General features: G+C 48.2%; 26 protein-coding genes and 1 tRNA gene. All 27 read right to left on the bottom strand.

The window, feature by feature from the left end; genetic code table 11:
- Window positions 1-153: 153 nt before the first annotated feature.
- Window positions 154-780, bottom strand: a complete 627-nt coding sequence (gene yihA, locus DNHGIG_RS00935; RefSeq protein ID WP_282197912.1) for a ribosome biogenesis GTP-binding protein YihA/YsxC — start codon at window positions 778-780, stop codon at window positions 154-156.
- Window positions 780-3,098 (bottom strand): endopeptidase La, encoded by a 2,319-nt coding sequence (gene lon, locus DNHGIG_RS00940; protein WP_282197913.1) that lies wholly within the window; start codon window positions 3,096-3,098, stop codon window positions 780-782. The genes yihA and lon overlap by 1 nt, the downstream gene beginning before the upstream one ends.
- Before the next feature lie 124 nt (window positions 3,099-3,222).
- Window positions 3,223-4,935 carry an ATP-dependent protease LonB gene (gene lonB / locus DNHGIG_RS00945; RefSeq protein ID WP_282201321.1) on the bottom strand — a complete coding sequence of 571 codons (1,713 nt, stop codon included), beginning with the start codon at window positions 4,933-4,935 and terminating at the stop codon, window positions 3,223-3,225.
- Between the two features lie 95 nt (window positions 4,936-5,030).
- Complete coding sequence (gene clpX / locus DNHGIG_RS00950; protein ID WP_282197914.1) at window positions 5,031-6,299, bottom strand: ATP-dependent protease ATP-binding subunit ClpX; 1,269 nt, start codon at window positions 6,297-6,299, stop codon at window positions 5,031-5,033.
- 12 nt (window positions 6,300-6,311) lie between these two features.
- Window positions 6,312-6,902, bottom strand: coding sequence for an ATP-dependent Clp endopeptidase proteolytic subunit ClpP (clpP, locus tag DNHGIG_RS00955; protein WP_282197915.1), 591 nt, complete (start codon window positions 6,900-6,902; stop codon window positions 6,312-6,314).
- Window positions 6,903-6,996: 94 nt separating this feature from the next.
- On the bottom strand, window positions 6,997-8,289 hold the full coding sequence (gene tig, locus DNHGIG_RS00960) for a trigger factor (protein WP_282197916.1): 1,293 nt from the start codon (window positions 8,287-8,289) through the stop codon (window positions 6,997-6,999).
- 167 nt (window positions 8,290-8,456) lie between these two features.
- Window positions 8,457-8,533: transfer RNA gene (locus DNHGIG_RS00965), tRNA-Arg, on the bottom strand.
- 33 nt (window positions 8,534-8,566) lie between these two features.
- Window positions 8,567-9,175 (bottom strand): XTP/dITP diphosphatase, encoded by a 609-nt coding sequence (locus tag DNHGIG_RS00970; RefSeq protein WP_282197917.1) that lies wholly within the window; start codon window positions 9,173-9,175, stop codon window positions 8,567-8,569.
- A 178-nt stretch (window positions 9,176-9,353) separates the two neighbouring features.
- Window positions 9,354-10,094 carry a ribonuclease PH gene (rph, locus tag DNHGIG_RS00975; protein WP_282197918.1) on the bottom strand — a complete coding sequence of 247 codons (741 nt, stop codon included), beginning with the start codon at window positions 10,092-10,094 and terminating at the stop codon, window positions 9,354-9,356.
- A 136-nt stretch (window positions 10,095-10,230) separates the two neighbouring features.
- Entirely contained in the window at window positions 10,231-11,241 is a 1,011-nt protein-coding gene (locus tag DNHGIG_RS00980) for a GerMN domain-containing protein (protein WP_282197919.1), read from the bottom strand.
- Between the two features lie 148 nt (window positions 11,242-11,389).
- Entirely contained in the window at window positions 11,390-12,193 is an 804-nt protein-coding gene (racE, locus tag DNHGIG_RS00985; RefSeq protein WP_282197920.1) for a glutamate racemase, read from the bottom strand.
- 162 nt (window positions 12,194-12,355) lie between these two features.
- The gene (locus tag DNHGIG_RS00990) at window positions 12,356-12,799 is read right to left on the bottom strand and encodes a MarR family winged helix-turn-helix transcriptional regulator (protein ID WP_282197921.1); all 444 of its coding nucleotides are present in this window, start codon (window positions 12,797-12,799) and stop codon (window positions 12,356-12,358) included.
- A gap of 45 nt (window positions 12,800-12,844) precedes the next feature.
- A complete protein-coding gene (locus tag DNHGIG_RS00995) occupies window positions 12,845-13,471 on the bottom strand; it encodes an O-methyltransferase (RefSeq protein WP_282197922.1) in 627 nt (208 codons plus the stop codon).
- A gap of 28 nt (window positions 13,472-13,499) precedes the next feature.
- On the bottom strand, window positions 13,500-13,682 hold the full coding sequence (locus DNHGIG_RS01000) for a hypothetical protein (protein WP_282197923.1): 183 nt from the start codon (window positions 13,680-13,682) through the stop codon (window positions 13,500-13,502).
- A 54-nt stretch (window positions 13,683-13,736) separates the two neighbouring features.
- Window positions 13,737-14,804, bottom strand: a complete 1,068-nt coding sequence (gene mltG, locus DNHGIG_RS01005; protein WP_282197924.1) for an endolytic transglycosylase MltG — start codon at window positions 14,802-14,804, stop codon at window positions 13,737-13,739.
- 130 nt (window positions 14,805-14,934) lie between these two features.
- Window positions 14,935-15,204, bottom strand: coding sequence for a DUF1292 domain-containing protein (locus DNHGIG_RS01010; RefSeq protein ID WP_282197925.1), 270 nt, complete (start codon window positions 15,202-15,204; stop codon window positions 14,935-14,937).
- 15 nt (window positions 15,205-15,219) lie between these two features.
- Window positions 15,220-15,630 carry a Holliday junction resolvase RuvX gene (ruvX, locus tag DNHGIG_RS01015; protein ID WP_282197926.1) on the bottom strand — a complete coding sequence of 137 codons (411 nt, stop codon included), beginning with the start codon at window positions 15,628-15,630 and terminating at the stop codon, window positions 15,220-15,222.
- A gap of 5 nt (window positions 15,631-15,635) precedes the next feature.
- Window positions 15,636-15,902 (bottom strand): IreB family regulatory phosphoprotein, encoded by a 267-nt coding sequence (locus DNHGIG_RS01020; protein ID WP_282197927.1) that lies wholly within the window; start codon window positions 15,900-15,902, stop codon window positions 15,636-15,638.
- A gap of 105 nt (window positions 15,903-16,007) precedes the next feature.
- Window positions 16,008-17,072 (bottom strand): AI-2E family transporter, encoded by a 1,065-nt coding sequence (locus DNHGIG_RS01025; RefSeq protein ID WP_282197928.1) that lies wholly within the window; start codon window positions 17,070-17,072, stop codon window positions 16,008-16,010.
- Between the two features lie 728 nt (window positions 17,073-17,800).
- Window positions 17,801-18,670: a UbiA-like polyprenyltransferase gene (locus DNHGIG_RS01030; protein WP_282197929.1), complete on the bottom strand. Its 870-nt coding sequence runs from the start codon at window positions 18,668-18,670 to the stop codon at window positions 17,801-17,803.
- A 72-nt stretch (window positions 18,671-18,742) separates the two neighbouring features.
- Window positions 18,743-18,940 carry a YrzR-like zinc ribbon domain gene (locus DNHGIG_RS01035; RefSeq protein WP_282197930.1) on the bottom strand — a complete coding sequence of 66 codons (198 nt, stop codon included), beginning with the start codon at window positions 18,938-18,940 and terminating at the stop codon, window positions 18,743-18,745.
- A 449-nt stretch (window positions 18,941-19,389) separates the two neighbouring features.
- Window positions 19,390-19,881, bottom strand: coding sequence for a PRC-barrel domain-containing protein (locus tag DNHGIG_RS01040; RefSeq protein ID WP_282197931.1), 492 nt, complete (start codon window positions 19,879-19,881; stop codon window positions 19,390-19,392).
- 66 nt (window positions 19,882-19,947) lie between these two features.
- Window positions 19,948-21,084: a cysteine desulfurase family protein gene (locus DNHGIG_RS01045; RefSeq protein ID WP_282197932.1), complete on the bottom strand. Its 1,137-nt coding sequence runs from the start codon at window positions 21,082-21,084 to the stop codon at window positions 19,948-19,950.
- A 34-nt stretch (window positions 21,085-21,118) separates the two neighbouring features.
- Window positions 21,119-21,526 carry a cysteine metabolism transcriptional regulator CymR gene (gene cymR / locus DNHGIG_RS01050; protein WP_282197933.1) on the bottom strand — a complete coding sequence of 136 codons (408 nt, stop codon included), beginning with the start codon at window positions 21,524-21,526 and terminating at the stop codon, window positions 21,119-21,121.
- Window positions 21,527-21,583: 57 nt separating this feature from the next.
- Complete coding sequence (locus DNHGIG_RS01055) at window positions 21,584-22,939, bottom strand: AAA family ATPase (RefSeq protein WP_282197934.1); 1,356 nt, start codon at window positions 22,937-22,939, stop codon at window positions 21,584-21,586.
- Window positions 22,940-23,276: 337 nt separating this feature from the next.
- A complete protein-coding gene (ltaE, locus tag DNHGIG_RS01060) occupies window positions 23,277-24,320 on the bottom strand; it encodes a low-specificity L-threonine aldolase (protein ID WP_282197935.1) in 1,044 nt (347 codons plus the stop codon).
- A complete protein-coding gene (gene aspS, locus DNHGIG_RS01065; RefSeq protein WP_282197936.1) occupies window positions 24,317-26,131 on the bottom strand; it encodes an aspartate--tRNA ligase in 1,815 nt (604 codons plus the stop codon). The genes ltaE and aspS overlap by 4 nt, the downstream gene beginning before the upstream one ends.
- Between the last annotated feature and the right edge of the window lie 3 nt (window positions 26,132-26,134).

Below are 26,134 nucleotides of genomic sequence, written 5' to 3' on the forward strand. Positions count from 1 at the left end.
GAAACCTCCCCAAAATATACAACTGTTAAATGGACAGGCTTCCTGAAAGGAACTCTCTTCTTCTGTACTAAACATATGACTCGCGGTGCTCCCATAACATCTGATGTCCCCCATCACGAAGAATATGAAAAGTCTCCCCTATATCAGGGAGACTTAACTGGATTCGGCTTCTTTTTGTTCAACGGGTTCCTCTGTTGTATCTATAAAAGATGTGATAACGTTCCATAATTCTTCTTTTCCTTGCCCGGTTTCTGCAGAAAAAGGAATGAAAGGAACCGATGGATCCATTTGGAGAGCATTACGAATGATTTTCATATGTTTCTGCCATTGACCGCGTGAAATCTTGTCCGCTTTTGTGGCAATAACAACTTTTGGCAATCCGTAATGATTCAGCCATTCATACATGGCGACATCTTCCTTGCTCGGAGCATGTCTGATATCAACGAGTTGGAGAACCAATTTCAGATTCTCCCGTTTTGAAAGATAATGCTCGATCATTTTTGACCATTGCGCTTTGATCGCTTGCGGAACGCGGGCAAATCCGTATCCCGGCAAGTCCACGAAGTAGAATTGTTGGTTGATGTGATAATAGTTCAGCGTTTGCGTTTTCCCCGGTTTCGAAGAAGTGCGTGCAAGGTTGCGACGGTTGAGCATGCGATTGATCAACGAGGATTTGCCAACATTAGAACGCCCCGCCAATGCAATTTCCGGTTGATTCCCCTCGGGGTATTGCTCAGGTTTAACTGCAGAAATGGTAAATTCGGCTGATTTGATTTTCATTATTCTCTCACCAGTGCTTCTTCAAGCACTTGATCCATATGTTGGACAAACACCAATTGCAAATCCTTGCGCACACTTTCCGGAATGTCGTCGACATCTTTTTCGTTATCCGCCGGCAACAAGACTTTTTTAATGCCAGCCCGATGGGCAGACAGACATTTTTCCTTTACGCCTCCGATAGGCAACACTCTGCCGCGCAAAGTGATCTCCCCTGTCATTGCCACATGGCGGGAAACAGGCGTATTGGTCAAAGCGGAAACGACAGCAGTGGCCATAGAGATTCCTGCAGAAGGACCGTCTTTCGGGATCGCACCTTCCGGCACATGGATATGAACATCAAATTTTTCAGGAAAGTCTTCAGGAATTCCCAACTGAGCGGCACGCGAGCGAATATAACTGAATGCCGCTTGTGCAGACTCTTTCATTACATCGCCCAATTGCCCGGTCAACGTGAGCTTCCCCTTCCCCGAAACGACAGAGACCTCGATGGACAACGTATCTCCGCCCGTGGATGTCCATGCCAATCCGGTCACAACTCCTACCTGATCTTCCTTCTCGGCCAAACCGTATCGGTATTTGGGCGCCCCGAGAAAGCCAGGCAAATTCTTCCGGGTAATCACGATCCGTTTTTTCTTGCCTGTGACGATCTCTTTCGCCGCTTTGCGGCAGAGGGTGCCGATCTGTCTCTCCAGGTTACGTACTCCTGCTTCACGCGTATATTCGCGGATCACTCGAAGCATCGTCTCGCTTGAGATGTTCAGATTTTCCTTGCGTAATCCATGTGCCTCCAGCTGCTTAGGCAACAGGTGGTTCATGGCGATATGCTGTTTTTCAATCTCTGTATACCCGGAGAGGTAAATCGCCTCCATTCGATCGAGAAGAGGCCCGGGAATATCTTGGGCTACGTTAGCCGTCGTTATGAACAATACGTTTGACAAATCGTACGGGATCTCGATGTAATGATCAGAAAACGTACTGTTTTGCTCCGGATCTAGTACTTCCAACAAGGCCGCTGCGGGGTCCCCGCGAAAATCGTGTGCCATCTTATCAATTTCATCAAGCAGGAAGACTGGATTGATCTGTCCGGCAGTTTTCATTCCCTGGATGATCCGTCCGGGCAATGCCCCGATATACGTACGCCTGTGCCCGCGAATCTCCGCTTCATCACGCACACCGCCGAGGGAAATGCGCACGAATTTGCGCCCTAATGCGGTTGCGATGGAACGGGCCAGTGATGTTTTCCCAACCCCTGGAGGACCTACCAAACACAGGATGGGTCCACGCAACTTTTTCGCCAGCGCTTGTACGGCCAGATATTCCAAAATGCGTTCTTTCACTTTCTCAAGGCCGTAATGTTCTTTGTCTAACACTTCTTCCGCGTACTTGAGATCGATCTCGTCGTTCGCTTTCTCCGTCCAGGGCAATGCCATGAGCCAATCGATATATGTACGCACGACTGTCCCTTCGGCGGAAGTAGGAGGCATTTTTTCCAGCCGTTCGATCTCTTTCTCGATCTTGCTCCGTACATCTTCCGGAAGGTTCATCGCTTTCATTTTTTCACGTAATTCATCCGCTTCAGCGCCACGGCCTTCTTTCTCGCCCAACTCTTTTTGGATCGCTTTCATCTGTTCACGCAGATAGTATTCTTTCTGCGTCTTTTCCATCTGTTTGCGAACACGTTGGCTGATCTTTTTTTCTAATTCGAGAACTTCCCGCTCGTCCGATAAGATACGAAGCAATATTTCCAATCGTTCTTTTATGGAAAACGCTTCGAGGATCGACTGCTTATCCGGGATTTTCAGTGTGAGATGAGAGACGATCGCATCTGCCAAACGACCGGGCTCATCGATATCAGTGACTGACGCAAACATCTCTTGCGTGACCTTCTTAGAAAGCTTGCTATACTGTTCAAACTGGTTTAACACGGCTCGCATCAGAGCATCCACTTCTGGGTCGCGAACCTCTTCTTCTTCGATCACGTCCACATCTACCTGATAATGTTCTTCCGTACTCGTATAAGCGATAATCTGCGCCCGCGATAAACCCTCTACCAGTACTCTCATGGTTCCGTTCGGAAGTTTTAACATCTGCTTAATACGAGTAACCGTTCCTACACGATAGATGTCATCCGGTTCAGGATCATCCATATGTGTGTCCTTTTGTGCAGCCAATAAGATCAGGTTCTCTCCTACCATCGCCTTTTCCAGGGCCCGCACTGACTTTTCACGCCCCACATCCAGGTGCAACACCATGGTCGGAAAGACAAGAAGGCCGCGCAAAGGTAAAAGTGGCAAACTTCGTCTGCTGGTTTGTCTCATGTTGTTCACCCCCATTGGTAAACATCCTACACATTGGCTTGATTTGCCACCTTATTGTACCCTATTCCATGAATATATGTCTAATGCAAGAGAAAAAAGCAGGGGATCCCCTGCCTCTTACAAATCATACCGAAGGGGAAGCGGTCAGAACTCCGGCAGCTGGAATCGGTACCGTATTGATTTCCGTCTGTTCTTTATTAGCGAGTGCCAGTTCGATCGCTTGCTCCACTCGTTCGACAGGAATGATTTCGATCCCCTGCATGGTGCGGAAAATTTCTTGCCAGTTATCCTTGGGAATGAGCACACGGGTGGCTCCCGCCTGCTTGGCGGCTTCGATTTTCGCGACGACACCGCCAACGGGCAATATGCGTCCGCGTATGGAAACTTCACCCGTCATCGCCACTTTGTTATCGATAGGAATGTCTTTGATCGCCGAGTAAATCGCTGTGGCCATCGTTATGCCTGCAGAAGGTCCGTCTACCGGTATGCCTCCCGGAAAGTTCACGTGCAAATCAAAATCATAGGGATGAACATTCATCACTCTTCTCAAAACGGTCAACACGTTTTCAACCGAACCTTTTGCCATACTTTTACGCCTTGTGACACGACCGGCTCCTCCTGTTTCTTCTTCTTCGATCACGCCGGTAATCATCAACCTCCCCTGACCAGGGGAAGCGGCCGGTACGGCTGTTACCTCCACATCCAGTAACATCCCCATATTCGGTCCATAAACGGCCAAACCGTTCACGACACCGACCTGCGGCTGTGTAGGCACCCGTTTTTCTGGCCGCGGGGAGATCTGAGAAGAGTTCACCACCCATTCTACATCGCCAACCGTGATCGTGTTTCTTCCTTCGGATAAAGCGATTCCCGCCGCGATCTGTACCACGTTAACTGCTTCCCGACCGTTTGTCGCATACCGTTGTACGACTTCCACCGCTTTCTCCTCGAATGGAAAATTGATCCTTTTTGCGGCGTTCCTTACAATGACACCGATTTCCTCTTGTGTGAGTGAACGGAAAAAAATCTCGACACAGCGGGAGCGAATCGCCGGCGGAATCTCATGCGGCATTCGTGTGGTCGCTCCGACCAGCCGAAAATCGGCCGGCAATCCATTTTGAAACATATCGTGAATATGACTGGGGATATTTTTATCTTCTGAGCTGTAGTACGCACTTTCCAAATATACTTTGCGGTCTTCCAGAACCTTCAGTAACTTGTTCATCTGAATCGAATGAAGTTCACCGATCTCGTCGATGAAGAGAATCCCTCCATGCGCTTTGGTGACCGCTCCCGCTTTCGGCTGAGGAATACCCGCCATTCCCATCGCGCCGGCGCCCTGATAAATCGGATCATGCACGGAGCCTATCAATGGATCAGCGATACCTCGCTCATCAAAGCGGGCGGTTGTTGCATCTAATTCTACAAACTTGGCGTCTTTACCGAATGGACTGATTCGACTGCGTTTCGCCTCTTCCAGAACGAGCCTTGCTGCAGCCGTTTTACCTACCCCCGGAGGGCCATAGATGATCACATGCTGCGGGTTGGGACCACATAAGGCTGCCCGAAGCGCGCGAAGACCTTCCGTCTGTCCAATGATTTCATCGAATGAAGTGGGGCGCGTCTTTTCGGCCAGGGGCTCCGTTAAAGATATCTGCCTCATTTTATGCAATTTTTCGAGTTCCTTTTTCGACTCCTTTTCAACGGCTGTACGATTTGTTTGCTGAGATTTCAGGAGATTCCAGAAGTACAGTCCGATCACAACAGCAAAAAACACCTGAATAAGACTCAGTATGGATGTGATATTCACGCGTATGTACCTCCCTACTAACGACATGTCTGCCATTAGTATGTCCCCTATGGAAGGTTTTCAAACGAAAAATAACCCACCTCAAAGTGTAAGAGGTGAGTCAATGTGATGAGTGATTCTGCTTATGCTGTTTCTTCTTTTTTCTTTCTGCCGTCTTTGCGCACAAGCACAGGAGGTACGTTTTGAAGCACCGTTTCTTTCGTCACGATACATTTCGCTACGTCATCACGAGACGGTAATTCAAACATCACGTCGAGCATGATTCCCTCGATGATCGCCCGTAATCCACGCGCACCGGTATTGCGTTTAATCGCCTCACGAGCGATTTCTTGCAGCGCCTCCTCCGTGAATTCAAGCTCGACATCATCCATCTCCAGGAGACGTTGATACTGTTTCACCAAAGCGTTCTTGGGCTCCGTGAGGATCCGCATCAAAGCCGTTTCGTCCAACTTTTCCAATGTGGTAATCACAGGAAGACGTCCGATGAATTCGGGGATCAACCCGAACTTTAACAGATCTTCCGGTAAGACTTTAGAAAGATATTCATCTTCTTTGAGATTGCGATCTGCCTCATCCGTTTTCAAATCTGCACCGAAACCGATGACTTTCTTGCCGAGGCGACGTTTAATGATCTGTTCCATTCCGTCAAATGCGCCGCCACAGATGAATAGAATGTTGCTCGTATCAATCTGAATAAACTCCTGATGGGGGTGTTTGCGTCCGCCTTGAGGAGGTACACTCGCCACCGTACCTTCCAAAATCTTCAGTAATGCCTGCTGTACGCCTTCTCCAGACACATCGCGCGTGATGGAAGGATTCTCCGATTTGCGCGCAATCTTATCGATTTCGTCGATATAGATGATCCCACGCTCCGCTTTTTCTACATCGTAATCTGCCGCTTGAATCAGTTTTAACAAAATGTTTTCCACGTCTTCACCAACATATCCCGCCTCTGTCAATGAAGTGGCATCGGCAATCGCGAACGGAACGTTCAGAATACGAGCTAACGTTTGCGCAAGCAGGGTCTTTCCGCTTCCGGTAGGTCCGATCAGCAAGATATTTGATTTTGAAAGTTCGATATCATCGTTTTTCTGTGTGCTGTTGATCCGTTTATAATGATTATACACGGCAACAGCCAACGATTTTTTCGCCGTGTCTTGTCCAATGACGTATTGGTCAAGAATCGCACGAATCTCAACGGGCTTAGGAACGTCCTTAAGTTCAAACTCTTCTTCTTCGCCAAGCTCCTCTTCAACAATTTCGTTACACAACTCTATGCATTCATCACAGATATAGACACCTGGGCCGGCAACCAGCTTGCGTACTTGATCCTGGGTCTTGCCACAGAAGGAGCACTTCAACTGTCCCTTGTCATCGTTGAACTTAAACATAACGTTCCCCCCTTAAGATAAATCGGTACGTTCGATCACCTTATCGATAATACCATATTCACGGGCTTCCTCCGCACACATGAAGTTATCGCGATCGGTGTCTCGTTCAATCGTTTCCAGTGGTTGTCCTGTGCGCTCCGAGAGGATGCGATTTAATCTCTCTCGTGTTTTTATGATCCAATCTGCATGGATCTTGATATCTGTCGCTTGACCTTCCACACCGCCAAGAGGTTGGTGTATCATGATCTCGCTGTTCGGGAGAGCATAGCGTTTTCCCTTTGCTCCGGCAGCTAACAAGAAAGCTCCCATGGAGGCTGCCATACCGACACAAATGGTCGATACGTCAGGTTTTATGTATTGTATTGTATCATAAATAGCCATACCTGCTGTAACCGAACCGCCAGGACTATTGATATAGAGGCTGATATCTTTTTCCGGGTCTTCAGCCGCGAGGAACAACAGCTGGGCTACAACCAAATTGGCTACATCATCGTCGATCGGGGTGCCAATAAACACGATCCGGTCGAGCAGCAGACGCGAATAGATATCGTAAGCCCTTTCACCATGGCTCGTCTGTTCAACGACGATCGGTACTACGTTCATCAAGAAACACTCCTTTCAGCAGGCATTGTTTGGAAAAACAAGGCACTTTGAGTAAGTGCCTTGTTATCTAAAACTCACTATATTTTACACTATATTACACCAGTTTGCTTTGATCCACTAAAAATTGTACGGTTTTGCGAATCTTGAGTTCGTTTTTCAAACCGAGGAAGTTAGGATCACGCGCTTGCAAGAGTTGACGGACACGATCCTCTTCCATTTTCGCCGATTCTGCAATTTTCTTGATTTCTTCATCGACTTCTTCTTCGGTCGGCTCAATATTTTCAGCTGCAGCGATCGCTTCTAAAACGAGGGAGGTACGCACGCGTTTTTCTGCGTTATCTCTCATCTCCTCGCGCATCTTCTCTTCCGTGGTTCCAGTAAATTGCAAATACATGTCATAAGGAATCCCTTGGAATTGCAAACGCTGCTTGAAGTCTGCCATCATGGAATCGATCTCGTTCTCGATCATCACCGGTGGCAAATCGATTTCCGCGTTTTTCACAGCTTCGTCAATGACCGTTTCTTCGATATAATGTTTTTTCTCGTGTTCCGCTCTTTCTTTGATCTTATTCTCGAGATCGGCTTTTAATTCATCGAGTGTCTCGAATTCGGAGATATCTTTTGCAAACTCGTCATCGAGAACAGGTAATTGCTTGCGTTTGATTTCATGCAGCTTGATTTTGAATACAGCTTCCTTTCCTGCCAGGGAAGTGACATGATATTCTTCGGGGAACGTAACCTTGATTTCTTTTTCTTCCCCTTTCTTCATGCCGATCAGTTGATCTTCAAACCCAGGGATGAATGTACCGGAGCCGATCTCCAACTGATAGCCTTCTGCCTGTCCACCTTCGAAAGCCTCACCGTCAACAAAACCTTCAAAGTCGATGATTGCAAGATCCCCTGATTGCACTTCTCCGTCTTCGAGGACGATGATTTCCGCATGAGACTTCTGCAATTCGGCAAGCTCTTTTTCAACATCTTCCGCGGTGACAGGAAACTCCTTGTTGGGGACTTCGACCCCTTTATACGCACCGAGTTTGACTTCCGGTTTCACCGTCACCTTTGCTTTGAAGAGAAGCGGTTTGCCTTTTTCCATTTGGATGATGTCGATTTCCGGACGATCCACCGGTTCAATCTGAGTTTCTTTCACTGCGCTGGTATACGCTTCCGGTAACAGGATATCCAGCGCATCATTGTATAATACCTCGACGCCGAAACGACTTTCAAAGATGAAGCGAGGTACTTTCCCTTTACGGAAACCGGGGACGGTAACCGTCTTAACGACTTTCTTGAACGCTTGATCGAGTGCGCTCGACACTTTATCCGCATCTACCTCTACTTCGAGGACTCCCACGTTATTCTCTATCTTTTCCCATTTAACAGTCATTACTTGCATTTCCTCCTTACCTGCTCCCCACGTCTATGTAGGCCGAGAGAATACGCCTTGGCATGAACCATCTCATTATAACATAGATTCCTGAGAGTTCAAACAGTTGTATGAAAGAACAAAAATAAAACCTTGCCATAACGACACCTGTTACGGCAAGGAACGGATGGCGTCCCAGGAGGGATTCGAACCCCCGGCCCACAGCTTAGAAGGCTGTTGCTCTATCCAGCTGAGCTACTGGGACGTACCGATTCTCTACAAGTAGAAGTATAAAGGATCATCGGGAAGGAGTCAATGTGACGAGATAATCGGTCAGTTTTCTCATCGCCTGCGCACGGTGACTGATTTGATTTTTTTGTTCGACCGTCAACTCTGCCATACTTTTGTCCAAATGCGGCAAATAAAACAGCGGATCATAACCGAACCCTCCTGTACCGCGCAGCTCCCGCAAGATTCGGCCTTCACATTCCCCGCGAAAAAATAGGGTGCGCTTTCCAGGAATGGATAAAGCGAGGACACAAACGAAGCGAGCTGTCCTAAGTTCGACGGGTACATCCACCATCTCTTGCAGAAGTTTTCGGTTGTTCATTTCATCGGATGCGTTTTCACCCGCATACCTGGCCGAATATACACCGGGACGTCCTCCAAGCGCATCGACTTCAAGCCCGGAATCGTCGGCCAATGCAGCCATGCCGTACATTCGTGCGATCGTTTCCGCTTTCTTTTGTGCATTTTCCGCAAACGTCAAACCGTCTTCGATGATCAACGGAGCGTCTGCAGGCAATCCTTGCAACGTCCATCCGATACGCGCAAAATAGGGAACCAATTCACGAATTTTCCCTTGATTTCGCGTGGCGAGAATGATCGTTTTGTTGTTTTGCTCCATGTCATCTTCCCTGCCTTGGTCATCGATCTTGAGAAACTTGCGGTTGGAGGAGATACCTCTATGCGCACGAGCTCGACGAGAGTCTCCCCGATTTGAAGTCGGTGTGATGTTGCGAGGCGACCTTTATGCCCGTTTTCCGCAAAGAGATATCCCCTAAGTAATCATTCATCTTTCTAAATTATATCTTGCCCACATACTCGCCCACTCGACCCAGCACGTCTTTCTGGGTGCGGATCAATTGGCCGATGCCCTTTTGCGCCAAGAAAAGCAAGTTCTGTAGCTCTTCCGCAGTGAAAGGAGATTCCTCTCCTGTACCTTGGACTTCTACAAACTTACCGCTACCGGTCATGACTACGTTCATATCCACTTTCGCAGACGAGTCTTCTTCGTAACACAAATCAAGAACGGGAACTTCATTGACAACTCCCACGCTGACTGCAGCCAAAAAGTCAGTGAGAGGCATTTTTTCAAGCGTTCCTCGTTCGATCAACGTATGCAAAGCATCAACCAGGGCGACAAACGAACCGGTAATGGAAGCGGTACGCGTTCCCCCGTCTGCTTGGATGACATCACAGTCCACCCATATCGTCCGTTCCCCTAACGTCGGCAAATGGACAACCGAACGCAAAGCGCGTCCAATCAGCCGTTGGATCTCCATGGTCCGACCGCCCAATTTTCCTTTCGTGGCTTCCCGCTGGTTTCTTTGCTGAGTGGCCCGCGGAAGCATGGAATATTCAGCCGTGATCCATCCTGTACCCGTGTTTCTTAAGAATGGCGGCACTTTGTCCTCAATGGTGGCGGTGCATATCACTTTCGTATCCCCTACAGTGATTAAAACCGATCCTTCCGCATGTTTGATATAGTGTCGTTCAATGGTCACTTGACGTATTTGATCCGGTAGACGGCCGTCAACTCTCATAAGCAAAAGCCTCCTCGACTCCCAAGTCCTATTATCCTATACTAACATAACCAAATTTAGAAAATCCAACGCCTTAAAAAATAAAACCAACGCATAACGGTAACAAAACCGCGTTGGCCTGAAGGAAATCATCGGTTTAGAGCGTTTTTTGATTCACGAACTGAGGTTTTGACACAGGCTTCGTCAAATCGATTCCCTTCTCGACTGAAGGAACCTGTCCGTTTACCGTGATTCTGATTTTTCCCACCCCCGCATTCGCAGACACCGACAACACGATCGACTCGATCGCCTCTTTGTCAATCGGTTTTCCTGCTCCACTTGACAATGCACCTTCGTTAAAATTGAGGGAAGCGACACCGTTTTCCACTTTTGCTGGAGACAGCAGCTTGGCTGTCGGCTGAACCGTCGCCTGCAATCCTTCCACTTTCGGACCTGCCGCCAATTCGTTTAATGTCGTCGCTACGGCGTCCGAATCATGGATCTTTGGAATCACGCGAGTGACAGGGACTAGATAATGGAAATTACCTTCCTGGTTGCTGCCTTCAAAGTACAGAGTGATCTTCGAACTGTTGGACGGATTCACACGATCCGCCACTTGCAAATTGATGCCTTCGTCACGCGACAAGGCCATCCCTACCGGAGTTCCGCCTTTCAATGCCGGAACCTCTCTGCCGTCAAACTGGATCTGCACCTTTTTTATATTTGGGAATTCCGTTAATGCCCAGACGATCGCATCTACCATCTGCGATTCTTCTTTCGAGGAAGGCAGGTTCATTCCTTCTTTGGATAGTTCCACACGGGCGAGGCCGTCTTTAATCGAAACCCCTTTTACTTTGGTTCCCTCAGGTAGTGCACCATGCAAGCCTGTTCCCTTTAATTGTGCGTCACCGGGTCCTTTCGCCACCATGTATTCCAGGACTTCTTTAGCAATTCCTTCCGTTTGCGGAACCTTCACCACAAGAGGAACGACGAAACCTTTCTGATCGACGAAGTATAATGTTTTATCGACTCCGTTAGCAACCGTTCCCGACTGTGACACAGGCTCGTTCACCGGTTCCGATGTTTTATGTGGTATGAGCCCGCAACCGGTCATTCCCGCAACAACCGTCGCCATGACCCCCACATACATCCATTTTTTAAAATGCATTCGATGGCCTCCTCTACCCAATAGTTCGTTTTATTTTTATGTATACGGGAAGAAGGACGAAGTATGCCCGATTTGTCCTAAAAACGCGGAAAAGCTTCCGCCGCTTGACGAAAGCTTTCTGTTGAAATCGGGTGCCCACCAGGTTTCCTCATACATATGAGAATGCGATCTTTTCCACGTGAATAGGGAAACCTAACCATCGTTCCCCAACGGCATGAAATCTTTCTACAGAACCGGTCGTATAAAATTCATAGGTGGCATGAAGATTCCCTTCGTTTAATAAGTCCCGTTCGGAGAGTACGACACTTGCTTCCCTGGCCGTTTCTTCCGCCGAAGAAATCAGTTGGACATGTGGCCCGACTGTATTCTGTATGACTTGCGAGAGAAGCGGATAATGGGTACACCCCAGGATCAATGTATCAATATCCATCTGCTGTATGGGCTCCAAGTATTCCCGGACAATCTGTTTCGTTTCATCGCTCTGAATGCGATCTTCTTCAACGATCGGCACGAACGGAGGACAAGCTTTTGCCACGACATGCAGTCGTGGATTAATCCGGTGTAATTCTCGCGTATATGCATGGCTCGCGATCGTAACCTCGGTGCCGATCACGCCGATACGCCCTGTCTTGCTCGCGAAAATCGCTGCGCGGCTGCCCGGCGTGATCACACCGATCACAGGAATCGGATACCGCTCTCGTGCCTCAGGCAAGCAAACGGCCGTCGCTGTGTTGCAAGCGATCACGATCATCTTTACATTCTTTTCCATGAGAAAATCCATGATCTCGAAAGTGAATGCCTTCACTTCTTCAGGATCTCTGCTCCCGTACGGACATCGCGCATTGTCACCGACATACACGAGATCCTCCCTTGGTAATTGGCGCATCAATTCCTTAACGACGGTTAGACCGCCATAGCCTGAATCCAGGCATCCTATCGGGTTGCTCCTCACATTTCTTCATCCTCTCCAATAACGTAAAGCGCCTTTTGTTACTATACGTTATGTAAAAAAAGCTTCAATCGAAGCACCATCAACGAAGTCATGAGCGTATTTTGCAAAGAAAAAAAGCGTCAATCTTGGAAACACAAACAGCTTCCATCGACGCCTTTATCATTACTTCATGATCATGTCATGCAGACTTTGCAATGAAACCTTTAATAATGTCAATGTCTCCTTATCAACGGAAGATAACGCTTTCATGATATAATCTCTACGCGTAAAGAGAACTTTTTCGATCAACTCTTTCCCTTTCTCACACATATGCAGCCGTACGACTCTGCGATCGTTCTGATCGCGCACACGTTCCACCAGTTCGTTTCGTTCCATCCGGTCGACGAGATCGGTCGTCGTACTGTATGCCAGATACATTTTCTGACTCAGTTCCCCAATGGTCAAATCCCCATGTTCTTGAAGCAACAAGAGAGCTTCAAACTGGGGCGGCGTAATGGAAAAATCCACAAGGATCTCCCGGCCCTTGCGTCGCATTTCCTTGCTCACATCACGCAAAAGCCGTTCGATCTCATATACAAGTTCCTTGTGAGTGCCATCTGCATTCATTTAGAAAAGCCTCCAACTCGCACTGCCTTAATCGCAAATATTGTATCATTTTTTTACGGAGATCGCCATCCCGTCACCCAGAGGCAAGAACGTCGTTTCCAGCTCCGGATGGAATGCCAGGATTCGGTTATATTCCCTCAAACGATTGACAATCGTCCTCAGTTTGTGTTTCACTTCTCTCTCACCAGGAACCAATCCATGGAAAAAAATATTATCCGAAATCAAAAGACCTCCTGTTTCCAAATGAGGGAGAAGCAGATCGAGAAAACGGGGATACTGCCCTTTGGCCGCATCGAGAAAAATAAGGTCAAACCTGTCAAGGCGTGGAATCCATTCGAATGCATCCCCTTCAATCAGGTCGACCTTATGAGTAAGGCCTGTTCGCTGCAAATTCATTCTCGCTTCGGCCGCGCGCTCCGGATCCACTTCAAGTGTCGTAATCGTTCCTTCGATCCGTCTCGCCATTCGAATCGTAGAATAAGCGATCGCGGTCCCAACCTCGAGAACCCGTTTCGGCTTTTTCATCATGAGCAGAACTTCGAGAAATCTGGCCGACTCCGGATCGAGAATCGGTATATACAGTTCATTGGCCCGTTGTTCAATCTCTTGTAAGATCGGATCACTCTCGGGCAGAAGGTTGTGAATATAATCGATCAACTCGCTCGCTATCATCCGCTTGTACCTCTTTCCAAAAAAGTGATCACTGAGGGTCGTTACCATTCCTCCTATGCGAATGGCCATCCGGGACGTCATCCGCAGTGTAAGCGAAATGATGGATCAACTTTTCCAATTCTTTTTCTCCCATGAGATAGTCAACAACCATGTCTTCGGCTTCTTCTTTTCCTCTTGAGTCGAAAAAACACATGTCCTCATCTGCATGCATGTCCATCCTCCTCCTTTCCACATAGTTTTGGCCATCTTTTCTCGTGTATACAGCTCATTTGCGGGCACTGACATTTTGCTCGTTTTGCTCGCTCCGTTTTTCATTTTGCAATTGCTCATCGTAAGTTTTTGCAAAATAATGCTCTCCGGAACCATCTTTCTTCGTAACATAAAAGAGGTAATCGTTATGATCCGGTTCGATCGCAGCCCTCAAACTGTCCAACCCTGGGGATGCGATCGGTCCAGGGGGAAGGCCGAAATGTTTATATGTGTTGTACGGACTGTCAATCTGCAAATCCTGAAGGGACAACTCATCTTTATGTCCCAGAACATATTGAACGGTTGCATCGACTTGTAACATCATCGGCGGCTGCGAATGCAACCGGTTATAAATCACACCCGCGATCACCGGCCTTTCCTTCGGGACACGGGCTTCTCGCTCAACCAAAGAAGCGACTGTAACGACTTGAGGAATCGTCATTCCTCTTTTGCCAATTTCCGCTCTCATCTCAGGTGTCAGACGGGTATCAAAATTTTTCAACATCAGTTCGATAATCTCATGTTCCGACGTTCCTTTATAGATTTCGTAAGTATCAGGGAACAGATATCCTTCCAGACGATGCTTTACCCCCGCTGTTTTCGGGATTTCTTTGAGAAAAGGAACATCGAATGAGTCCGAATCCGCCACGCGAATAAATGTTTCTTTGTTCGCTAACCCCTTTTTCGCCAGCAGGTCAGCGATCTGCTCGAGGGTGAAACCTTCGGGAACGGTGAAACGAACCGTATTATCTTTGGCTTCCCCTTTCGTCAGTATGTCGAGGATCCCATCGACACTCATGCCTTGTTTCATCTCGTACATACCGGCTTGCAATTTGCCGTAATCCCCTCGCATATACACCCACCAGCGAAACACAGCGGCGTTTTTGATCAAGCCTTTGTCTCGTAAAATATGGCTGATCGTATAAGTGGTGCTCCCTTTGGGAATTTCCAAGATGATCGTACGGTTGCCGGTATCAGGCGGCTGTAATTCACTTTTGATATATAGAATACCTCCCAGCAACAGCAATAAGAGAAAAATCGCGATCATAAGCCACTTTTTCCGTATGATTAAGATTCTGTACACTTCCACAACTCCTTGCTTATTTCGACAATGATTCCCCTCCATTATACAGAAAAAGCGATTTTTCGACAGTCATTGTTTATCGAGATAAAAAATGCAGACCAGCTGCTGCGGTCTGCGGATAGAAATGGGTTTATTCTTCATATTCCTCAAACAGAAGTGTGTCGTACACTTCCGCCACCCGATCCCACTCCTCATCATCCTCGATGTTCACGAGAATCGGATTCCCTTCCTCATCTTCCTCTACTCGCAAGATGATCGCTTCTTCCTCCTGCATATCTGTGGGTTGCAAGATGGCATACGTTTTCTCTTCGACTTCAAGCACTTCAAGCACTTCGAATTCGTGTTCGCCGCCTTCTTCATCTGTCAGCACGATGATATTTTGAGCCTCCAATTCGCTCATGAGTACACCTACTCTCTATTTTTTAGAATCAAGGTAACTTTGTAAAATGATGGCCGCCGCCATCTTATCTTTCACTTGTTTTCGCTTCTTGCGGCTTACATCGGCTGAAATCAACGCGCGCTCCGCAGCTACGGTGGACAATCGTTCATCCCATAATATCACCGGCAGCCCAAATTTTTTCTTTAGTATCTCAGCGAACGCCATCGATAATTCACCGCGCGGACCGATCGTCCCATTCATGTTCTTGGGCATACCCACTACAATCGTCTCTACATGATATTGTTCGATGAGTTGTCCAATTCGCTCGATATCAGCATCGTCCTTCTTTTTCTGAATCACTTCCAATCCCTGGGCTGTCCATCCAAACTCATCGCTGATCGCTACTCCAATGCGGACGTCCCCATAATCCAATCCCAGTATTCGCATGAATCTTATACCCTTGATGCAAGATAGTAGCGAACGAGCTCTTCGATTAAATCATCCCGCTCTACCCGACGGATCAGATTGCGCGCATCGTTATAGCTGGTGATGTATGCGGGGTCGCCGGAGATCAAGTAACCGACAAGTTGGTTGATCGGATTGTAGCCTTTGACTTTAAGCGCTTCATACGCGACGAGAAGAGCCCGTTCCGCTTCATTTGCCTCTTCCTCTTCATGTTTCACGTTAAATTTCATGGTTTTATCTAAATGCGAGTTCATCCATCCACACCCCATTTCTAGTTTACTCTCTGTTTTAGAAGAATTCTTCTTCCAAAGGTAAAATCCTCTTTTCTGTCTCGTTTTTCCTTTCATCGGTTTTCACTTTTATTTGCGCACATAGTGGAGAATCACATGCTGCAAAATCACTTTGACCACAGCAACGAACGGTACAGCAAGGATAAGTCCCATCACTCCGCCGATCTCACCTCCGAACAGGAGTGAGAGAATGATGAGAAGCGGATGCAAGTTAAGGCTTCTGCCTACGATCTGTGGAGAGATGATATTGCCTTCCAATTGCTGTACGATCATGTTGATCACCAAGACTTTAATCACCATAGCCGGGGTAACGGTTAATGCCAGGATCAGCGCAGGAGCAAGACCTATAAATGGACCTACGTACGGAATGATATTGGTGACCGCGACGATCATGGCCAGCATCAGAGGATATGGCATGCCGATGATCAGATATCCCGCATAGACAAGCAGACCCACAGCAAGCATGACCAGAAGCTGACCACGAATATAATTCCCCAGCGCATCATCGATCGATTTTAACAATTGGATCGATTCCCTGCGATAACGTACAGGTAAGAGAGCGATCACGGTCTTCTCCATGATCTTCAAATCTTTTAACATGTAAAAAACGAGAAAAGGGACGACGAACGCGATCAGGACTTGTTCGACCGATTTTCCCAACATGGATAAAAAATTTCCGGTAGCCTCGGTGATGGCCCGCTGCAAGGAATCCAGGTTGTTTTCAACAGCAATGCGTACGGCAGGCGGAAGGCTTCTAGTTCCATCCGCTAATTGATCAAGCCAACGATCCACGCGTTGAATCAACTCGGGAAGCGATTCGACAAAATCTTTCACTTGTTCGATGAAACGGGGCAATGTATTGACGAGAACGACCGTGACACCCGCAAAAAAAATCACATAGATAATGAGGATACTGGCACCGCGAGGTACGCCTCTTTTCACAAGCTTGGTCACTATCGGGTTCAACATGTATGAAATAATCATAGCGATCAGGAATGGGGTGAGCACGACTTTCAACAATGTCCATAAATGTGAGAACATTGATTGCATCTGGGTTAACAGAAACAGGCTTCCCAGGATGACAAGTACTAAGAGGGCGTAATCGAGTGCTGTTTTTCGTGGATGTTGACTCATTGAGAGCCCCCTCCTGTCCATGCTTCTGATCCTAGGATATGCGATTTTCCGGGTTGGTATGAAAAGCTTGCCTATCTTGAAAACTAGTGCTTGGGTGGGTGTATCACTTTGCGCTTGGGTTCGATGATGGTCGTCCCGCTGGGATTCTTTACAGAGGTTGCGGAACGACCTTCAACTCACCTCTGCGCCGCAAAGCGATACAACCCACCCAAAAGATACTCCGTTGCATTAGGCAGCTTAAATCTCTCTTCCCGCACAAGAAACTTTTCATCCTCTGATGGTGCCGCTTGCGGCATGGAGGGCTATCTTGAAAATGAGTGCTTGGGTTCTTTGAGGCATATGCTTTACGTTCGTTCTTCGTGGAGATCGTCATTGCGGGCATATGCTTTGCGCTCATGCTCCGTGAAGGTCGTCTCGCATGGAATCATCATCAAATGTTGCGAGACGACCTCCAAAGTCGCTGTTTCACGCCAAGCATATGCCCTCTTAACAGCTTAAAGGAAGCGCAACGACCTTCAACTCACCTCTGCGCTGCAAAGCGATACCATCCACCCAAAAGCCACTCTGTTGCTTATGGCAACTTTATATTTCTCTTCCCGCACAAGAATCTTTTCATCCTCTGATGGTGCCGCTTGCAACATAGTGGGCTACCTTCTTAGAAACCAGAGCGTGTCGCCGCAAAAGATGATCTCGCGAAAAAAACGTATCTCCAGAGGCAATAATTTACGCTACCAGAGACGCATAGAAATATCCGTTAGGGTAAAGAGAAACGCGACCGAAGCGATCACACTGTTTACCGTGAAGAAAGCGGTGTGGATCTGCGACATGTCTTTGGGTGAAACGAGACGATGTTCGATGATCAAGAGAAAAGCCACGATCGCAACGCCGATCTCATAGATCGCTCCCAATTTCAGAAAGAATGGAAGAATGGCGAAAAGTAATACGGTTGCGAAATGTAAAAACCGGGAGATATGCAGTCCATTTTTGATACCGAAAGCAGCAGGGATGGAATATATCCCTTCTTTCCTGTCGAAATCCACGTCCATACACGCGTAGATAATATCGAATCCGGCGATCCAAACGGCGACCGCGGCAGCAAGTACGATCCCTGGGAGATCAAATCTTCCCGTGACAGCAATCCATGCCCCGAGCGGCGCCAACGCATCCGCAATGCCAAGTACGAGATGGCATAGCCACGTGAATCGTTTACAATAGGGGTAAACGACGAGCACGACGACGGCGACAGGCATGAGATAAAAACAAAGCGGATTGAGCATCCATGCGGAAATTCCCAATAATAAAAAAGATAAGATGATGAAGACAGTCGTTTCCTTTATGGATATTAACCCGCGAGGCAATTCTCGATTGGCGGTACGCGGGTTTTTCGCATCGATGGAACGGTCGATCAATCGATTCAATGCCATCGCTGCACTTCGCGCTCCTACCATGGCTAAAGTAATCCAAAATACGGTCATCCATCCCGGCATTTTCCCGGTCGTGTAATAACTGGCTAGAATCATGCCGATATAGGCGTAAGGAAGCGCAAATATCGTGTGTTCAAATTTTATCATCTCCAAAAAGAGACGTATCTTACTCATAAAAAAACCCCCATGATTGTAGTTGTTCATACTTCATTACAACGATCATGAGGGAATCTGTCAACTAGAAATCTACGTTCCATACGTTATGCTAGACTCTCCAAATTGTCCGTCGGAATCGAATGCCACGAGAGAGCCGTCTTCTTCTACCTGATACATTCTCACCTCTTCGCCCAAGATGCTGAATTCCAGGAAACATCCCCAACAGTAGTATTGGTTCGTTCCGATTTTCCCGATGTCCCGGCATTTGCAATTTGGACAACACAACATATGCGGATCCTCCTATCTTGAAAAAAGTGTAGTTTGGTCGGCGTATGCTTTGCGTTCGCGCTCCGTGGAGGTCGTTTCAGCGGGTATATGCATTGCGCTTATGCTCCGTGAAGGTCGTCATTGCGGGCATATGCTTGGCGTTCATGCTCCGTGGAGGTCGTCTCGCTTGGAAAATGTTTAGTTGTTGCGAAACGACCTCCAAAGTCGCTATTTCACGCCAAGCATATGCCCCTTTAACGTTCCAAAGGAAGCGAGACAACCTCCAAAGTCGCTGTCTCACGCAAAGCATTACGCCCACTCGAAGACACTTTTCATCATCTGATGGCGCCGCTTGCGGCATGGGGGACTTCTTTGAAAATGAGTGTTATTTTGAAAAAGAGTGCTAGGGTGGATGTATCGCTTTGCGCTTGGGTTCGATGAAGGTCGTCATTGCAGGCATATGCTTTGCACTAGATTCCTTCCAAAGCGACACCATTCTTGACAAGTATCGCCTCACCGATTTCCAGGGTCGCTTCAAAGGGAACACGCCTGCGTCCATGCAACAAATCGCCGATCAGTCCGTCGGAAGCTTCGTACCCTACTATTTTGTCCGAATCGCTCGCAACGTAAACATCTACCACTGTACCCAAATTGAATCCATCTTCTCGAACCATTTGCTTTCCGACAAACCGCGTCTCGGTCCCCATTAAACAGCGATATCGACCGAGGTTTTCGATGACTTTGATTCGTTCGGGACTCTCTATGGTCACAGCGTCAGGTCCAAGACTATGAATGTCGGTAAGCAGAATCGCCCGTGAATGGAAGAGAAGTCCCCCCCGCTCCAAAATCAAAGCGAACGCGTAATCATCATGGGCAAATAACACATCCGTCACTTTGCCGATCGTGGTTCCGGTCTTCAGGTCGATGACAGGAAGGCCAATCCAATCACTCGTTCTTCTCATACTTTTCACCTCAAAAAAAACGTACCCAAGATCGGGTACGTTTCATACACAAATGGGTTCGATCTTTTATTTACGCAAGCGGTTTATGATCTCCACCGTTTTCCTGGCTGCTTCCGTCACTTCTTCGAGCGTATTTTGTTCAGAAAAGCTGAAACGGATGGACGATCGCACGATCTTCGGATCGATTCCCATCGCCAACAACACGTGGGAAGGCTCTAATGAGCCAGCCGTGCAAGCGGAACCGCTGGAAGCGGCGACCCCTTGCAAATCAAGATTCATCAGCGTAATGTCCGCCGGAACACCTGGAAAAGCGACCGATAATATCGATGGAATGGAACAATCTGGTGTATGTATAATGATCTCTTGAATTCCCTCTCTCAAGATAGCAATCATTCGTTCGCGCAGCATTTGGAGATGTTGAGCAGTCCGGTTCTGATTTTCTTTTATTCTTTCCATCGCGACACCAAGACCGACAATTGCAGCCAAATTCTCCGTCCCCGCCCTGCGGTTCCTTTCCTGCGATCCACCCCGTAGCAGAGGAGTCCATTTCGCAGTGCGGGATACATACAAAGCGCCTACCCCTTTCGGTCCGTGCAACTTGTGCCCGGAAAGAGAGAGTAAGGTAAATCCTTCTTTTTTCACATCGATGGGGAGTACCGGAACCGCTTGCACGGCATCTGTATGAAAAGCAATTTCTCTCTCCTGACAGATCTCAGCGATTGTATCGACAGGTTGAATCGCTCCGGTTTCGTTATTGGCATACATGACGGATACGAGCACAGTATCCTCCCTGATCGCCTCGATCACGCGTTCGACGCTTACGATTCCATCCTTCTCCGGTGCCACATATGTAACAGTACAGCCCATTTCCTCAAGAAATTCACATGTGTGCAGAATCGCATGATGTTCGATTGCCGTCGTTACAATATGTTTGCCGCGATCTCGATTGGCTAGGACGGTACCGATTAAGGCTGAATTATCCGCCTCCGTTCCCCCGCTCGTGAAAACGATCTCTGCAGGTTCCGCTCCGATGGCGTGCGCCACTTGCTCGCGCGCCTTTTCTATCGCCTGTTTTGCCAAACGGCCGTAACGGTGAATACTCGAGGGATTTCCAAACGTTTGAGACAAGAAAGGTTCCATCGCTTCTTGAACGCTCGGATGAACCGGTGTCGTCGCAGCATTGTCAAGATAGATGTTACTCATGCCATATACCCTCTCTTTATAGCCCTTCAGGCCATCAAATATAATACATATAGTTATCTCCCGCTTGTTTTTTCTTATCAACCAAATCTTGCAGGGTTGTTGAATCTAAAACCTCGTTTATCGCATCCCTTACCTTTTCCCACAAATCGCTCAGTTCTTCTTCGGGATTATCAACGATGGTGATCGGTCCCTCTAAAACCCGGATCACATCACCTACGGTAATTTCGTGCGGCTCTTTAAGCAACACATATCCTCCGTATGCCCCGCGAATACTTCGTACGAGCCCAGCATTCCGTAACGGGGCGATCAGCTGCTCTAAGTAATGTTCAGAGAGCCCCTGTCTCTCCGCTACCGATTTGAGAGAAATCGGTCCAATTCCGTGATGCATCGCCAAATCCAACATCAGAGTAACACCATAACGTCCTTTCGTAGACAGTTTCAAAAGAATTTCCTCCTTCTTCATAAATCATAATGCGATCCGTTTGTATATGCGAGTCGACTATTTATCCGGTTCCCGAACGTTGGACATCTCACTGCGTCTATTGGGTACATGTTCGAGATATCGTTTGATCGTCGCTTCATAGCCATTCGTCGACGGCCGATAATAGCGACGATGGAGTAATTCGTCCGGCAAGTATTGTTGCTCCACCACGTGTCCCGGATAATCGTGGGGGTAGAGATACCCTCTGCCATGCCCCAAACGTTCCGCACCTTTATAATGGGCATCCCTTAGATGAACAGGCACTTCCAAAGACATCCCGTTCCTTACATCGTCGAGCGCTTCGTTGATTGCTTTATAAGCGGCATTGCTTTTGGGCGCACTCGCAAGATAGGTGACGGCTTGTGCCAGTGGAATTCTTCCTTCGGGCATCCCGATCAACTCAACCGCTTGGTATGCTGCGACCGCCACTTGCAGCGCGCGGGGATCCGCATTCCCGATATCTTCCGATGCGGCGATCACCAATCGCCTTGCAATAAAACGGGGATCTTCCCCAGCCGCAATCATCTTCGCCAGCCAGTATACCGCCGCGTCCGGATCCGACCCCCGAATCGATTTGATGAATGCGGAGATCGTATCGTAATGTTGATCACCGTTTTTATCGTATTGGACGGCCCGCTGCTGAATCGATTCTTCAGCAACTCCTAGATCGATATAAACGATCCCGTCATCCCCCGGGACGGTGGAGAGGACGGCCAATTCCAATGCATTTAACAAACGCCTGGCATCCCCGTCCGCATAGCGAATCAAATGGTCAAGCGCATCATCGTCCAAATGAACCCGGAAATGACCTAACCCTCGCTCTTTGTCTCGTAGAGCCCGCTCGGCAATTTCTCGCAGATCTTTTTCCTCCAAACGTTTGACAGGGAACACCCGAGAACGTGAAAGAAGCGCCGGATTCACTTCAAAAAATGGGTTCTCCGTAGTCGCACCGATCAAGATGATCGTACCGTCTTCCACATGCGGCAATAGCGCATCCTGCTGTGCTTTGTTAAATCGATGGATCTCATCGATAAAAAGGACGGTACGTTTATTGTACATGGACAAGTTCTCTTTCGCACGTTCCACGACCTGTCGAATATCAGCAATTCCTGCCGTAACAGCATTCAACGTACAAAAGAAAGATTTCGTATGGCCGGCTACGATCTGAGCGATCGTAGTCTTGCCGGTACCCGGGGGACCATACAGGATGAGGGAATGCAGTTGATCGCTTTCAATCGCGCGACGAAGCAATTTGCCTGGTCCGATCACATCTTCCTGGCCCACGAGTTCATCCAACGTGCGCGGACGCATGCGTGCAGCCAAAGGAGCAACTTTCTTCTGTTCCTGTTCCGCTTGATAAGAGAAAAGGTCCATCTTATGCCACCCCTCAACCTCTTCGAAATTCGTTCGATCGCTGTATGGTCATTCATCATCAATAACTTTACAATCTTGAAGCATTCAATATCATCTTACGTAAATAGAGAACACCATATCTATCTTATTCTATCATACATGACCATCCCGATCATCTGTCTGCCCAGGAAGGAAAGAGAGAGTCGAATTCACAGCCAGTCCCCTCAACGGAAACTGGCTGTGTATCTCGACGTTCATTTTATTTTGCGCCTGACATTTTCGCTTTACGCGGAAGATGATGTATCTCACGCATGCTGCCGCTGATTCCTTTACTCGCAACGAAACGAGCAGATGTATACTAACAGTTTATTGCCTGAACCACTCGGTGAATTCTCTCAATTGCTGTACGGATATCATTCCTATCGACATCTTTATGTGTCACGAAACGTACCTGAGTCTCGCCAAAAGACACACCGAGAACACCTTCCCGTTCTATTAACGACAAAAATTCCTCCGCTGTTTTTCCGGTTTCCGATACATCGACGATCACGATGTTCGTTTCCACTGTTTGCAAGTCAACCGTTAATCCCTTCATATTGGCCAATGCATGGGCCAACGTTTTCGCCGCTTCGTGGTCTTCAGCTAAACGGTCGACCATTTCCGTTAACGCGAGAATTCCCGGTGCCGCGATCACGCCGGCTTGTCGCAGACCTCCCCCTAGGCGTTTCCGCCACACCCGCGCCCGCTCGATGAATTCTTTCGTCCCTGCAAGCAAAGAGCCGACCGGTGCCCCCAACCCTTTAGACAAACAAATCTGAACGGAATCTACATACTGCGTGAACGCTTTTACATCCTGTCCGGTTGCGATCGCAGCATGAAACAGACGTGCACCGTCCAGATGAACGGGAACATTCGCTTCCCGTCCGATATTATAGATCGCTTGCATATTCGATACGGGAATTACCGTGCCCCCCGCACGGTTGTGTGTATTTTCGATGGCGATCATGGCTGTGCGCGGTTGATGGATATCCTTTCCACGAACCGCTTTCGCCACGTCCGACGGATCCATCGCCCCGCGTTTGCCAGGAATGGTTCGCGTTTGTACCCCGGCAAACGCGGATGCGGCAGCCGCTTCATAGTAGAAGATATGGGATTCCGCTTCTAGAATGATTTCCTCGCCAGGGCGTGTGTGTGCAAGTATGGCGACCTGATTTCCTTGCGTTCCGCTCGTAACAAACATTGCGGCTTCTTTGCAGAGGATTTCTGCAGCCAATTCCTCGAGTCGATTGACTGTCGGATCTTCACCATATACGTCGTCACCGACTTCCGCCTCATACATGGCGCGGCGCATCGCTTCCGTCGGCTTCGTTACCGTATCACTGCGCAGGTCGATCCGTTTCACTTGACGACTTCCTCCTTGGCCGCCTCCGGACGGATATGAAGCTCACGCCATTGTCGCTCACTCACATCGGAGGGCGCTTGCGTCATCAGATCGGTTCCCGAAGATGTTTTCGGGAAAGCGATGACATCTCGCAACGATTGACGGCCCGCCATGATCATGAGTATGCGGTCGATACCGAAAGCAATTCCGCCGTGCGGAGGGGTTCCATATTCAAACGCTTCCAGCAGAAAACCGAACTTGTCCCATGCTTCTTCCATCGTAAATCCGAGCGCTTGAAACATCGCTTCCTGGATTTCTCTACGGAAAATACGCATCGATCCGCCACCGATCTCATATCCGTTCAGTACCATATCGTACGCTTGAGCGCGCACTTCCGCCGGTGAGGTTGTCAATTTGTCAAGGTCTTCCCACATCGGCATCGTAAACGGATGGTGTTCAGCCACATAACGTCCCTCTTCTTCATCGTAACTCAACAGCGGGAATTCGGTGATCCAAAGGAAAGCGAAGCGGCTCTCATCAATCATGCCGAGTTCCTTTCCCAGTTTGAGACGCAAATTTCCGAGTGCGTCCGCGACAACTTTTGGCTTGTCTGCCACGAACAAGAGAAGATCTCCTTGTTCCGCTTCCAGGTTGGCAAGAATCCCTTCAATCTCCGCATCTGTGAAAAACTTGGCGATCGGTGATTTAATTCCGTCTTCGTTAACAGCCATCCATGCGAGCCCTTTGGCACCGTAACGTTTCGCAAATTGTTCCAGTTCGTCGATTTGTTTACGGCTGTATCCAGCGCACCCTTTGGCATTGATTCCTTTTACCTTGCCTCCGGCTTCCACAGTCGAACGGAACACTTTGAATCCGGACGTGGCCACCACATCAGATATATCTTTCAACTCCATTCCGAAGCGGATATCCGGTTTATCGGAACCGTAACGATCCATCGCCTCTTTATATGTGAGACGAGGGAAAGGCCGCGGGATCTCAACCCCCAACAAATGCTGGAACATTTCGGCCATCAACCGTTCCATTAACGCCTGGAACTCAGGTAACGACATGAAGGATTGTTCGATATCCAATTGCGTAAATTCCGGCTGGCGATCTGCCCGTAAATCTTCATCGCGGAAACAGCGAGCGACTTGAAAATAACGTTCAAATCCGGAGACCATCAGCAGTTGTTTAAACAACTGAGGGGATTGTGGCAATGCGTAAAATTCTCCGGGATGCAATCGGCTGGGAACCAGATAATCGCGCGCTCCTTCCGGCGTCGAGCGCGTCAACATAGGAGTCTCGACTTCCAGGAAATTCTCGCGATCCAAAAAGTCACGAATGAATTTGATGGCTTTATGACGCAACACAAACGTATTTAACATTTCAGGACGGCGCAAATCGAGATAACGGTACTTGAGTCTTACATTCTCTTCCACATCAATGTGATCCTGAATATAGAAAGGGGGATTTTTTGACGCATTCAGGATTTCGATTTTTTCAGCTTGAACTTCGATCTCGCCCGTAGGGATCTTCTCGTTGATCGTGTTTTCGGCACGGGCCACGACTTTCCCTTGCACGGAAACAACGTATTCGTTACGAAGGCTGTCCGCAACCTCCATCACCGATTCCGCTTCTGTTCCAATCAACTCCGGATCAAAAACCACCTGAACGATTCCACTGCGGTCACGCAAATCGATAAAGATCAGTTTACCGAAATCGCGGCGTCTTTGTACCCATCCGGATAGAACCACCGTCTTTCCTACATGATCGATGCGTAACTCCCCGCAATGATGATCGCGGGTTAACGTAAATCTGCTGACACCGTTCATCAG

It is taken from the genome of Collibacillus ludicampi (assembly GCF_023705585.1).
GTDB lineage: Bacteria > Bacillota > Bacilli > Tumebacillales > BOQE01 > Collibacillus > Collibacillus ludicampi.